Source organism: Halomonas campaniensis (assembly GCF_014193375.1).
GTDB classification, from domain to species: domain Bacteria; phylum Pseudomonadota; class Gammaproteobacteria; order Pseudomonadales; family Halomonadaceae; genus Halomonas; species Halomonas campaniensis.
Genome location: NZ_JACHZF010000043.1, coordinates 1 through 12,207, shown reverse-complemented (window position 1 = coordinate 12,207; position 12,207 = coordinate 1). Strand labels below are relative to the sequence as shown.

The 12,207-nt window shown below is 67.7% G+C and carries 9 protein-coding genes; 2 read left to right on the top strand and 7 right to left on the bottom strand.

The genetic code is table 11. The features are described from left to right. Positions 1 to 578: 578 nt before the first annotated feature. Both pssA and ilvC read right to left on the bottom strand, forming a co-directional pair. Positions 579 to 1,460: a CDP-diacylglycerol--serine O-phosphatidyltransferase gene (pssA, locus tag BDK63_RS17640; RefSeq protein WP_183334365.1), complete on the bottom strand. Its 882-nt coding sequence runs from the start codon at positions 1,458 to 1,460 to the stop codon at positions 579 to 581. A gap of 164 nt (positions 1,461 to 1,624) precedes the next feature. Next, positions 1,625 to 2,641 carry a ketol-acid reductoisomerase gene (gene ilvC, locus BDK63_RS17635; protein ID WP_183334366.1) on the bottom strand — a complete coding sequence of 339 codons (1,017 nt, stop codon included), beginning with the start codon at positions 2,639 to 2,641 and terminating at the stop codon, positions 1,625 to 1,627. Between the two features lie 174 nt (positions 2,642 to 2,815). On the opposite strand from ilvC, the gene ilvY reads away from it, so the two are divergent. After that, positions 2,816 to 3,703: an HTH-type transcriptional activator IlvY gene (gene ilvY, locus BDK63_RS17630; protein ID WP_183334363.1), complete on the top strand. Its 888-nt coding sequence runs from the start codon at positions 2,816 to 2,818 to the stop codon at positions 3,701 to 3,703. Positions 3,704 to 3,806: 103 nt separating this feature from the next. Here the strand turns inward: ilvY and ilvN are convergent, their stop codons facing one another. The 5 genes from ilvN to rluD all read right to left on the bottom strand — a co-directional run bounded on the left by ilvN (position 3,807) and on the right by rluD (position 11,149). Next, a complete protein-coding gene (gene ilvN / locus BDK63_RS17625) occupies positions 3,807 to 4,298 on the bottom strand; it encodes an acetolactate synthase small subunit (protein WP_183334361.1) in 492 nt (163 codons plus the stop codon). Then, positions 4,298 to 6,022, bottom strand: coding sequence for an acetolactate synthase 3 large subunit (locus BDK63_RS17620; protein WP_183334359.1), 1,725 nt, complete (start codon positions 6,020 to 6,022; stop codon positions 4,298 to 4,300). Before BDK63_RS17620 ends, ilvN begins: the two co-directional genes overlap by 1 nt. Positions 6,023 to 6,514: 492 nt before the next feature. Further along, entirely contained in the window at positions 6,515 to 9,097 is a 2,583-nt protein-coding gene (clpB, locus tag BDK63_RS17615; protein WP_183334358.1) for an ATP-dependent chaperone ClpB, read from the bottom strand. 312 nt (positions 9,098 to 9,409) lie between these two features. Continuing rightward, on the bottom strand, positions 9,410 to 10,165 hold the full coding sequence (gene pgeF, locus BDK63_RS17610) for a peptidoglycan editing factor PgeF (protein ID WP_183334357.1): 756 nt from the start codon (positions 10,163 to 10,165) through the stop codon (positions 9,410 to 9,412). A 24-nt stretch (positions 10,166 to 10,189) separates the two neighbouring features. Further along, complete coding sequence (gene rluD / locus BDK63_RS17605; RefSeq protein WP_183334356.1) at positions 10,190 to 11,149, bottom strand: 23S rRNA pseudouridine(1911/1915/1917) synthase RluD; 960 nt, start codon at positions 11,147 to 11,149, stop codon at positions 10,190 to 10,192. A 141-nt stretch (positions 11,150 to 11,290) separates the two neighbouring features. Here rluD and BDK63_RS17600 point away from each other — a divergent pair, with 141 nt between their 5' ends. Further along, entirely contained in the window at positions 11,291 to 12,112 is an 822-nt protein-coding gene (locus tag BDK63_RS17600) for an outer membrane protein assembly factor BamD (RefSeq protein ID WP_183334355.1), read from the top strand. Positions 12,113 to 12,207: the final 95 nt, after the last annotated feature.

The window sequence follows — 12,207 nt, the reverse complement described above, 5'->3', positions numbered from 1 at the left end:
ACCGACACATCGACAAGCGCCCACATGAATTACCTGATCGATTGTTAAAGAGCGGCTCCGGGCTCGATGAAAAGAGCGGAGCGTCTCGCTTGCTGCCGTGGCCGCGGATCCATGATCCGGCGGGCCTCGCCAGCGCCCTGCGAGGAAGGCGTATTCTACCGATTCGCTTCGGCGTGTCAAGCAGGGGTTGGCGAAGCGAACTTGCCGTGGCTGCCGACCGCCCCACCCTATCGAGGTGGCTGCGATTCGTGCGGGGCGCATTCTACCGAATCCGCGGTGACTGTCAAGCGGGGCGTTTTCGAAAACCCCAAGCAGAACAACCACTTCTCCCACCTTTCACCGCCTGCAACGTTGCCCGTCGCCGGCAGCGGATGCGTACTTTACGGACTTCCCCGGGACCCCGCAAGCCCTTCCGGTAAAAAAATGTCAGGACGGTGGCAGAACGGGGAAGCCGTTGCGCCAGCGTGCCGCCCCGGGCTATCCACAGCGCCCTGGCGCCCGAGGGCTGTGGACAAGCCGTGGCGCCCGGACGAGAACGCCCGCGCGGGGCGGGCGTCGAGAGGAGCGTGGCAGGCGGGTCAGGCCGTCGGCGGCGCATGCTTGAGCTTGCGCATCGCCGCCATGACCGGACCGGAGGCCACGTAGGCGCCGAACAGCAGCAGCAGCATCACCGACGGCTGCACGGAGATCACCACGAAGCCGAGCACGATGGCCAGCAGCACCACGAAGGGCACCGGCCCCTTGAGATCGATCTCCTTGAAGCTGTGGTAGCGGATGTTGCTGACCATCAGCACCCCGGCGGCCCCGACGATGAACAGCATCAGCAGCTTGAAGCCGAAGGCCTCGGCATCCAGGGTGTGGAAGGTCCAGACGCTGGCCGCCACCAGGGCCGCCGCCGACGGACTGGGCAGGCCGATGAACCACTTCTTGTCGACGCTGCCGATCTGCACGTTGAAGCGCGCCAGGCGCAGCGCGGCACAGGCCACGTAGAGGAAGGCCACCACCCAGCCGGTCTTGCCGATGTCCTGCAGAATCCAGGTGAAGGCGACCAGGGCCGGCGCCACGCCGAAGGAGAGCATGTCGGCCAGGCTGTCATACTCGGCACCGAAGGCGCTCTGGGTATTGGTCATGCGCGCCACGCGACCATCCAGGCCGTCGAGCACCATGGCGATGAAGATGGCCACCGCCGCCGCGGTGAAGTCGCCGTTGATGCCTGCCACCACGGCGAAGAAGCCGGCAAACAAGGCGGAGGTGGTGAACAGGTTGGGCAGCAGGTAAATGCCCTTGCGGCGCACCTTCTGCCCGTTCTCCACGGCCTCCTCGATGACTTCCGTCTCGCGCACGAAGGCCGCCGCCAGATCCTCCTCCGCGGGAGGCGCCCTGTCGGCGGCCGCCTCGCCGGGAGTCTCGTTACCGGGCTGCGACAGATCATGCTCGGTATTGCGGGGGTCCTGACTCATGCGTTTCGTCCATTGTCGGAATGAGGTCGCCCTGGGGCGCTAGGATCATTCTACACGCCCGCCACGCCCCCACAACGCCGCACCCCAGGCGCCTCACCCCCATGAACGAGCAAAGGGGCGCGGAAGTCCGCGCCCCTTCGGGTACATCCGGAACCAATCGAGGATCAGTTCTTGGACTTGTCGACCAGCTGGTTGGCGGCGATCCACGGCATCATGCCGCGCAGCTTGGCGCCGACGATCTCGATGTCGTGCTCGGCGTTCAGGCGGCGACGGGCCGTCATCGACGGATAGTTGCTGTTGCCTTCCTGGATGAACATCTTGGCGTACTCGCCGGTCTGGATGCGCTTGAGGGCGTTGCGCATCGCCTCGCGGGACTGCTCGTTGATCACCTCGGTGCCGGTCACGTACTCGCCATACTCCGCGTTATTGGAGATGGAGTAGTTCATGTTGGCGATGCCGCCCTCGTACATCAGGTCGACGATCAGCTTGAGCTCGTGCAGACACTCGAAGTAGGCCATCTCCGGCGCGTAGCCCGCCTCGGTCAGGGTCTCGAAGCCCGCCTTGACAAGCTCGACGGCGCCACCGCACAGCACGGCCTGCTCGCCGAAGAGGTCGGTCTCGGTCTCGTCCTTGAAGGTGGTCTCGATGATGCCGCTGCGGCCACCGCCGACGCCGGCGGCGTAGGAGAGCGCGAGTTCCTTGGCACTGCCGGACGCATCCTGGTGGATGGCGATCAGGTCGGGAATGCCGCCACCCTTGACGAACTCGGAGCGCACGGTGTGGCCCGGGGCCTTGGGCGCGATCATGATCACGTCCAGGTCCTTGCGCGGCTCGATCTGGTTGTAGTGGATGTTGAAGCCGTGGGCGAAGGCCAGGGTGGCGCCCTGCTTCAGGTTCGGCTCGACCTCGTTCTCGTAGATCGCCTTCTGGTTCTCGTCCGGGGCCAGGATCATCACCACGTCGGCGGTCTTGCAGGCCTCGGGCACGCTGGCGACCTTGAGGCCGGCGGCCTCGGCCTTGGCGGCGGAGGAGGAGCCTTCGCGCAGGGCGACGGTGACGTCGACGCCGGACTCCTTCAGGTTGTTGGCATGGGCGTGGCCCTGGGAGCCGTAGCCCACGATGGTGACCTTCTTGCCCTGGATGAGGGAGAGGTCGCAATCCTTGTCGTAATACACGTGCATGGTGAACTCCTGGAAGTATGGTGAAGGTATCGTGTCAGCGTTGATGACCACCCGCCCCGTCTGGCGCGGGGTCGGGATTCGCGGCATCCGATGGCTCCACCTTACGCCGGACCCGCCATTGCGTAAAACGCTATATATGCAACGACATATGCCGGATTATGCAATAATGACCCCATGGACCTGCGACCCCTGAAACACTTCCTGGCCCTGGCGGAGACCCTGCACTTCGGCCGCGCCAGCGAAGCCTGCCACGTCAGCCCCTCGACGCTGTCGCGCTCGATCCGCCAGCTCGAGGAGACCCTCGGCGTGGCACTCTTCGAGCGCGACAACCGCCACGTGGCCCTGACTCGCCAGGGGGTGACCTTCCAGCGCTACGCCCGGGAGACCCTGGAACAGTGGGAGCAGCTGCGCCTCTCGCTGATGAGCGAGGCCCGGCGCCTGACCGGCGAGATCAGCGTCTACTGCTCGGTCACCGCCAGCTACAGCTTCCTCTACGAACTGCTCAGCGAATTCCGCGCCCACCACCCCGGCATCGAACTCAAGCTCCACACCGGCGACCCGGCCGAGGCGATGTCCCGGGTACTGGCCGGCGACGAGGACATGGCCATTACTCCTCGCCCCCGCCAGACGCCCGAGGCGCTGGCCTTCAAGTCGCTGACCCGCTCGCCGCTGGTGTTCATCGCCCCCCACGACCGCCACGAGTGGATTCCGGCGACCCCCGAGACGCCCAGTGCCGAGCAGTGGCGCCAGGTGCCGATGGTGCTTTCCGAGGCGGGGCTCTCACGGGAGTTTGCCAATACCTGGTTCCGGGCGCTGGGCATCACCCCGCGGATCTACGCCCAGGTGGCAGGCCACGAGGCGATCGTCAGCATGGTGGGACTGGGGTTCGGCGTGGGCGTGGTGCCGAAGATCGTGCTCGACAACAGCCCGCTGGTGGAGCGGGTGCGGGTGCTGCCGGTGAAGCCGGAACTGCCCCACTACGACGTCGGCCTCTGCGTGCTGGAGCGGCGCCTGAGGAGCCCGCTGATCCGCGCGCTATGGGACGAGGTGGTGGAGCGCTGACACCTGCCCCGAAAACAGCAAGGCCGCCCCGAAGGGCGGCCTGAAGGTTGCAACGTATGCCGCTGGGGCAACGATTTACGTCACGAGCGAACGCAGTCGTACATCAAAGGGACAGCACCTTGTCGCCGCGGGCGATGCCGGAGACCCCGGTACGCGCCACCTCGAGGATCCCCACCGGCGCCATGGCCTGCAGGAAGGCATCCAGCTTGCCGGCGTCGCCGGTGATCTGCACGGTGTAGAGGCTCGGCGTCACGTCGACGATCTGCGCACGGAAGATATCCACGGTGCGCTTTACCTCGTCACGGGCCGCCCCCAGCGCCTTGACCTTCACCAGCATCAGCTCGCGCTCGATGTGGTTGCCCTCGGTGAGGTCCACCAGCTTGACCACGTCGATCAGCTTGTTGAGGTGCTTGGTGATCTGCTCGATCACCCGGTCGTCCCCCACCGTGGTCACGGTCAGTCGCGACAGGGTCTCGTCCTCGGTGGGCGCCACGTTCAGCGTCTCGATGTTGAAGTTGCGCTGCGAGAACAGCCCCACCACGCGAGACAGGGCGCCCGGTTCGTTTTCCATCAGAATCGAGATGATATGGCGCATCAGGTCCGCTCCGTCTTGGAAAGCAGCATGTCACGCATGGCGCCCAGCGGCACCTGCATCGGATAGACGTGCTCGTGCGGGTCGACCGCCACGTCGAGGAACACCAGCTCGTGCTTGTCGGCAAAGGTTCTCTCCAGTGCCGGCTCGAGCTGGTCGAGGGTCTCGACCTTCATCGCGGTGAAGCCATAGGACTCGATCAGTTTCTGGAAGTCGGGCAGCGACTCCATGTAGGAGTGGGCGTGGCGGGACTTGTAGTTCAGGTCCTGCCACTGCCGCACCATCCCCAGCGAGGCGTTGTTCAGGTTGACGATCTTCACGCCACCGCCGAACTGCTTACAGGTGGAGAGCTCCTGCATCATCATCTGGAAGCTGCCCTCGCCGGTCACGCAGATCACCTGCTCGTCCGGGAAGTTCTGCTTGATGCCCATGGCCGCCGGGAAGCCGAAGCCCATGGTGCCGAGGCCGCCGGAGGTAATGAAGCGGTTGGGCTTGTCGAACTTGTAGTACTGGGCCGCGAACATCTGGTGCTGGCCCACGTCGGTGGTCACGTAGGCCTCGCCGCGGGTCACCCGGCACAGCGCCTCGATGACCTCCTGGGGCTTGATGGCCTCGCCGGGCTTCGAGGGCTCGTAGAGCCTGCCGGCCCGCTCCTCGCGCCAGCCGTCGATCTTCTGCCACCACTCGGCCAGCGCCTCGGGGTGGGCGACCTCCTTGCCCTGCACCAGGCTGATCATCTCGCTGATCACGCTGCCGGCCGGCCCCACGATGGGCACGTCGGCCCGCACGGTCTTGGAGACCGAGCTCGGGTCGATGTCCACGTGGATGATCTTGGCCGTGGGACAGAACTTGGAGGTGTTGTTGGTCACCCGGTCATCGAAGCGTGCGCCGATGGCGATGATCAGGTCGGCATGGTGCATGGCCATGTTGGATTCATAGGAGCCGTGCATGCCCAGCCAGCCGAGACACTGACGATCGCTCTGCGGATAGGAGCCGATGCCCATCAGGGTGGTGGTGACGGGGTAGCCCAGCCGCTTTACCAGGTCGGTCAACCCTTCGCTTGCCCGCCCGGTCACCACGCCACCGCCGGTGTAGAACACCGGACGCTTGGCCTTGAGCATCATCTCCACGGCCTTCTTGATCTGCCCGCTGTGCCCGCGGGAGACCGGGTTGTACGAGCGCATCTTGACCTTCTTCGGGTAGACGTACTCGTAGCGCTCGGTGGGGGCGGTCATGTCCTTGGGAATGTCCACCACCACCGGGCCCGGGCGGCCGGTCGCGGCCAGGTAGAAGGCCTTCTTCAGCACTTCCGGGATCTCGGTCGGATGCTTGATCGAGAAGCTGTGCTTCACGATGGGGCGTGTCACGCCGATGATGTCGGTCTCCTGGAAGGCGTCGTCGCCGATCAGGTGGCTCATCACCTGGCCACACAGCACCACCATCGGGATCGAGTCCATGTAGGCGGTGGCGATGCCGGTGACGGCGTTGGTCGCGCCGGGGCCGGAGGTGACCAGCACCACACCGGGCTTGCCCGCGGCCCGGGCGTAGCCGTCGGCGGCGTGGGTGGCGGCCTGTTCGTGGCGTACCAGGATGTGCTTGACCTTGTCCTGACGGAACAGGGCGTCGTAGATGTGCAGCGCCGCCCCGCCTGGATAGCCGTAGATGTATTCGACGCCCTCATCCTGGAGGAAGCGGGCGATCATGTCCGCGCCTGAAAGCAATTCCACTGATGTCTCTCCCCTGGAGGTCTCGAGTGCGATCCGTGTCTCGAATGCGGGACACGGGGTCGAGTGCGACGGTATGTCGCTGCCGGCCTCGCCGGCACCTGATGCCAAACCCTGGCTTGTTCGGCCCTGTTGGGGCCTGCACTCTCATCGCGGCGGATCGCCGCGTCGGGGCGTTGGTCAGGACGGGCGGTTGGCCCGAGCCTGGAAGTCCTTCGGCGGGTAGAGGCCATGGGGCCTACCCTTCGCGCGGGAGTGGGGGGTCGCCCGCAGAGTTCCGCGCCCGCAAATCAGGAAGGGCCAAGATTCCATTAGCGACACAACGGTGTCAACCGCGGAAAAGGCGTGAGTGGGCCGACGCGCCCGGCGCGCCGCCATAAAAGAGCCCGCCGGGCTGGGTGCCGGGCGGGCAAGGGGGTTACAGGACGCAACCTGATTTCAGTGTAGACAGTTGCCGACCGGACGCCCGGTCGGCACGGTAACGCTTTGTTGGGCTCAGCTCTGGAACACCAGCTGATCGCCCTCCGCCTCCACGTGGATGACATCGCCGGGCGAGAACTTGCCGGCCAGCAGGTCCTGGGCCAGCGGGTTCTCGATGCGCGCCTGGATCGCCCGCTTGAGCGGCCGCGCCCCGAACACCGGGTCGAATCCCGCCTCGGCCAGCAGGCCCAGCGCCGCCTCGCTGACCTCGAGGGAGAGGTCGTGCTCGGCGAGCCGCGCGCGCAGGCGGTCGAGCTGTATCTCGGCGATGGCCTGGATCTGCGCCTGGCCGAGGGCGTGGAACACCACCACCTCGTCGATGCGGTTGATCAGTTCCGGGCGGAAGTGGTCGCCGACCACCGCCATCACCATCTCCTTCATCTGGGCATAGTCCGAGTCATCGCCGCCCATGCGCTGGATGATGTCCGAGCCCATGTTGGAGGTCATCACGATCACCGTGTTGCGAAAGTCCACGGTGCGCCCCTGGCCGTCGGTCAGGCGCCCATCCTCCAGCACCTGCAACAGGATGTTGAAGACGTCGGCGTGGGCCTTCTCCACCTCGTCGAGCAGCAGCACCGAGTAGGGCTTGCGGCGCACCGCCTCGGTCAGGTAGCCGCCCTCCTCGTAGCCGACATAGCCGGGCGGGGCGCCGATCAGCCGCGCCACGGAGTGCTTCTCCATGAACTCCGACATGTCGATGCGCACCATCGCCTCCTCGGTGTCGAAGAGGAAGTTGGCGAGCGACTTGCACAGCTCCGTCTTGCCCACCCCGGTCGGGCCGAGGAACAGGAAGGAGCCGTTGGGCCGGTTCGGGTCGGCCAGCCCGGCGCGGGAACGGCGCACGGCATTGGCCACCGCGGTCACCGCCTCGTCCTGGCCGATCACCCGCTCGTGGAGCGCCTCCTCCATGCGCAGCAGCTTGTCGCGCTCGCCCTCGAGCATCTTGGAGACCGGGATGCCGGTCCAGCGCGACACCACCTCGGCGATCTCCTCCTCGGTGACATTGGAGCGCAGCAGCTGGTGCCTGGAGGTATCGGCCTCCCCTTCCCCGGCCTCGGCGATCTTCTTCTCGAGCGCGGGGATCACCCCGTACTGGATCTCGGACATCCGCGCCAGGTCACCCTGGCGACGCGCCTGCTCCAGATCGACGCGGGCCCGGTCGAGCTCGTCCTTGAACTGGGCCGCGCCCTGGATGCTGGCCTTCTCGGCCTTCCAGATCTCGTCGAGGTCGGCATACTCGCGCTCGAGCTCGCCGATCTGCTCCTCGAGCGTCTCGAGACGCTTCCTGGAGGCCTCGTCGCTCTCCTTCCTGAGGTGCTCGCGCTCCATCTTCAGCTGGATCAGCCGGCGGTCGAGGCGATCCATCTCCTCGGGCTTGGAGTCGAGCTCCATGCGGATCCGCGAGGAGGCTTCGTCGATCAGGTCGATGGCCTTGTCGGGCAGCTGGCGATCGGTGATGTAGCGGGTCGAGAGCTTGGCCGCGGCGATGATCGCCCCGTCGGTGATGTCGACGCCGTGGTGCACCTCGTAGCGCTCCTTGAGGCCGCGCAGGATCGCCACGGTGTCCTCCTCGGAGGGCTCGTCCACCAGCACCTTCTGGAAGCGGCGCTCCAGGGCCGCGTCCTTCTCGATGTACTTGCGGTACTCGTCGAGGGTGGTGGCCCCCACGCAGTGCAGTTCGCCGCGGGCCAGGGCGGGCTTGAGCATGTTGCCGGCATCCATGGCGCCCTCGGCCTTGCCGGCGCCGACCATGGTGTGCAGCTCGTCGATGAACAGGATCACCCGGCCCTCTTCCTGGGCCAGCTCCTTGAGCACCGACTTGAGGCGCTCCTCGAACTCGCCGCGGAACTTGGCTCCGGCCAGCAGCGCTCCCATGTCCAGCGACAGCACGCGCTTGTCCTTGAGGCCCTCCGGCACCTCGCCGTCGACGATGCGCTGGGCCAGCCCCTCGACGATGGCGGTCTTGCCCACGCCGGGCTCGCCGATCAGCACCGGGTTGTTCTTGGTGCGCCGCTGCAGCACCTGGATGGTGCGGCGGATCTCGTCGTCGCGGCCGATCACCGGGTCGATCTTGCCGCTGGCCGCCCGCTCGTTGAGGTCCAGGGTGTACTTCTCCAGTGCCTCGCGCTGGTCCTCGGCGTTGGGGTCGTCGACCCTCTCGCCGCCGCGTACGCTGTCGACGGCGGCCACCAGCGACTTGCGGGTCACCCCCGCCTGGGTCAGCAGCCGGGTCACCGCATGGCCCATCTCCAGCGCGGCCAGCAGCACCAGTTCGCTGGCGATGTACTGGTCGCCGCGCTTCTGGGCCTCGCGGTCGGTGAGGTTGAACAGCTTGATCAGATCACGGGAGGGCTGCACCTCGCCGTCGAAGTGGGCGACCTTCGGCAGGTCGTCGAGGTGGCCCGTCAGGCCCTCGCGCAGCCGCGCGGCGTCGCCGCCGGCCTTCTGCACCAGCGCCTTGACGCCGGTATCGGTGGCCTCCAGCAGCGCCAGCAGCAGATGCCCGGGCTCCAGCTGGTTGTGGCCGCGGCCCACGGCCAGGGACTGGGCGTCGGCCACGGCGTTCTGCAGCTTGGCGGTGAACTTGTCGAAACGCATGAAACCTTCCTCCATCGGGGTGGCGGCGCGCTCGGACGCACCGCGTGGCCCTGTCAATTCGTCTTGACACACTCAATGGAGTCAGGCGGGCCGGCTTTCAAGTCGACCGCCAGGGGAAGCGCGTGGCAAGTTGACGCGGGTCAACCCCGCAGGCAGAAGGTGGCAATTGGTAGGAGGCCAATTCATTGGGCGAACGGAGGCCGAAGGCCTCCCGGAAGTGGCCACCCGAGCCATGGAGACACCGCCGGGCGCCTGACGACGCCAGTCGCGCGGCGAAGCCGCCCTCCTAGAGCCCGGTATCGCACACCGGCGCTATCGCAGCCAGATCACGCTGGCCATGCGCCCGGTACGGCCGTCGTCACGGCGGTGGGAGTAGAAGCGCGGCTCGCAGGCGGTGCAGAAGTGGCCGCCGCTGATGTGCGACACCCCCAGGCGCTCCAGGCGCAGGCGCGCCAGGCGATAGAGGTCCGCCATGTAGTGGCCCAGGCGGTAGGGGCTGGGATCGAAGGCGTCGGCCGCCTCGGGATGCACGCCGACGAAGGCCTGCTGCACCTCGGGGCCGACCTCGAACTGGGCGTTGGAGATCGCCGGGCCCAGCCAGGCCAGCTGCTCCTCCGCCGGCACGCCCAGGGCGGCCACCGTGGCTTCCAGCACCCCCCCGGCCAGCCCGCGCCAGCCGGCATGGGCCACCGCCACCCGGGTGCCGCGACGGTCGCTGAAGAACACCGGCAGGCAGTCGGCGGTGAGCACCACGCAGGCGTAATCGCGGTCGAAGGCCACCGCGGCGTCGGCCTCCGGGGCGTGGGCATCGTACGCCTGCTGCACCCGCGCGCCGTGGACCTGGTCGAGCCACAGCAGCGGGCGTTCGTCGTCCACCTGCTTCTGCAGCAGCCGCCGGCACAGCGCCACGTGGTCGGCGTTGTCGCCCACGTGCTCCGCCGGATTGAAGCAGGCGAAGTCCCCCTGGCTAGGCCCCGTCTCGCGGGTGGTCACGAAGGCCCCCACCGAGGTGGGGGCCGGCCAGTCGGGCAGGATCAGGGTCGGGCGCAGGTCAGGGGCGTCGCTCATGGCGGGTTCCTTGGCGCAGGGGTATCAGCGCATCGTGGCGTGGTCTTCGCGCAGGTAGTCGATCAGCATCAGCATGTCATCGGGCAGCGGCGAGCGGAAGGTCACCCGCTCGCCGCTGCCGGGGTGCACGAAGGCCAGGCGGCGGGCATGCAGCGCCTGGCGCGGGAACTCGCGCAGGATCTCCTTGAGCGGCTCGGCGGCGCCGGGCGGCAGCTTCAGCCGCCCGCCGTAGACCGGGTCTCCCACCAGGGGATAGCGCAGGTGGGCCAGGTGCACGCGGATCTGGTGGGTACGGCCGGTCTCGAGCCGGCAGCGCACGTGGGTATGGGCGCGGAAGCGCTCCACCACCCGGTAGTGGGTCACCGCCGGCTTGCCGGAGGCCGTCACCGCCTGGCGCTTGCGGTCCTTGGGGTGGCGACCGATGGGCGCCTCCAGGGTGCCGCCAGCGGTCATCGCCCCCACGCACACGGCATCGTACTCCCGCGACACCGTGCGCGCCTGCAGCTGCTCGACCAGCGCCGTCTGGGCGGCCAGGGTCTTGGCCACCACCATCAGGCCGGTGGTGTCCTTGTCGAGGCGGTGCACGATGCCCGCCCGCGGCACGCCGGCAAGCGAGGGGCAGTGGTGCAGCAGCGCATTGAGCAGGGTACCGTCGGGGTTGCCCGCCGCCGGATGGACCACCAGCCCGGCCGGCTTGTCGATCACCAGCACCTCGTCGTCCTCGTGGACCACCGCCAGGGGGATCTCCTGGGGCTCGAAGCGGGTGTCGTCCTCCACCTCGGCGGCCAGCTGCAGCTGCTCGCCGCCATAGACCTTGTCCTTCGGCCTGGCGGGATTGCCGTCGACGGTCAGCTCCCCCGACTTGATCCAGGCCTTGAGGCGCTCCCGCGAGTGGTCCGCGAACAGTTCGGCCGCGGCCTGGTCCAGGCGCAGGCCGGCCATGGCGTCGGGAACGCGTTGCTGTGCTTCCAGGGTCTGGGACATGAGCGAGAGGGAGCCCGTATGCAGGTGTCGTGGTCGGGATGCCGCCGAACCACTGCGTTTTGCCACGCAGTGCTTTATAGTGAGCGGGTTTCAGGTCGATTCTAACACGGCCAATCCGCGTTGTTTGCCACGAGGATCACGATGCGCGTTTTCACCCCCACTGCCCGTCTCGCGGCCCTGCTGCTGGCCTCCACCCTGCTGGTGGGCTGCGCCAGCAGCGGCTCCACCGAGGAAGAGGACGAGTTCGCCGGCGTTGCCGAGCGCGAGCTCTACGAGGAGGCGCGAGGCTCCCTGGAGCGGCGCAACTTCACCGCCGCCATCACGCGGCTCGAGGCCCTGGACACCCGCTTCCCGTTCGGCAACCACGCCGAGCAGGCGCAGCTGGAGCTGATCTACGCCTACTACGAGACCAGCGACTGGGAGGCCGCCCGCGCCGCCGCAAGCCGCTTCATCCGGCTGCACCCGAGCCATCCCCAGGCAGACTACGCGCTCTACATGCGTGGCCTGTCCTCCTGGCAGGCGGGCCGCTTCAGCCTCGAGCGCCTGAAGCTGATCGACATATCCAAGCGTGACCTGGGCGCCTCGCGGGACGCCTACACCGACTTCAGCGAGCTGGTGCGGCTCTATCCCAACAGCGAGTATGCCCCCGACGCCCAGCAGCGCATCGTCTATCTGCGCAACCTGATGGCCCGCCATGAGCTCCACGTGGCCGACTACTACCTGCGCCGCGGGGCCTACCTGGCCGCCGTGGAACGCGGCCGCTGGGTGATCGAGAACTACCCGGAGACCGAGGCGACCCGCGACGCCCTGGCGGTGATGGTGGAGGGCTACCTGGGCCTGGAGATGCGCGACCGCGCCCGGGAGGTGCTCGACGTGCTGATCGAGAACGCCCCGCGCCACGACCAGCTGCGCGGCCGCACCTTCGAGCCCAGGCACGTGCGCGCCCAGTCGCTGTCGGCCTGACGCCGAGCGCCGAGCGCCGAGCGCCGAGCGCCGAGCGCCGAGCGCCGAGCGCCGAGCGCCGAGCGCCGAGCGCCGAGCGCCGAGCGCCGAGCGCC

Bases quoted from the DNA above. Each gene is read 5' to 3' on its own strand.
- pssA (WP_183334365.1), bottom strand. From the start codon at position 1,460: ATGAGTCAGGACCCCCGCAATACCGAGCATGATCTGTCGCAGCCCGGT.
- ilvC (WP_183334366.1), bottom strand. From the start codon at position 2,641: ATGCACGTGTATTACGACAAGGATTGCGACCTCTCCCTCATCCAGGGC.
- ilvY (WP_183334363.1), top strand. From the start codon at position 2,816: ATGGACCTGCGACCCCTGAAACACTTCCTGGCCCTGGCGGAGACCCTG.
- ilvN (WP_183334361.1), bottom strand. From the start codon at position 4,298: ATGCGCCATATCATCTCGATTCTGATGGAAAACGAACCGGGCGCCCTG.
- clpB (WP_183334358.1), bottom strand. From the start codon at position 9,097: ATGCGTTTCGACAAGTTCACCGCCAAGCTGCAGAACGCCGTGGCCGAC.
- pgeF (WP_183334357.1), bottom strand. From the start codon at position 10,165: ATGAGCGACGCCCCTGACCTGCGCCCGACCCTGATCCTGCCCGACTGG.
- rluD (WP_183334356.1), bottom strand. From the start codon at position 11,149: ATGTCCCAGACCCTGGAAGCACAGCAACGCGTTCCCGACGCCATGGCC.
- BDK63_RS17600 (WP_183334355.1), top strand. From the start codon at position 11,291: ATGCGCGTTTTCACCCCCACTGCCCGTCTCGCGGCCCTGCTGCTGGCC.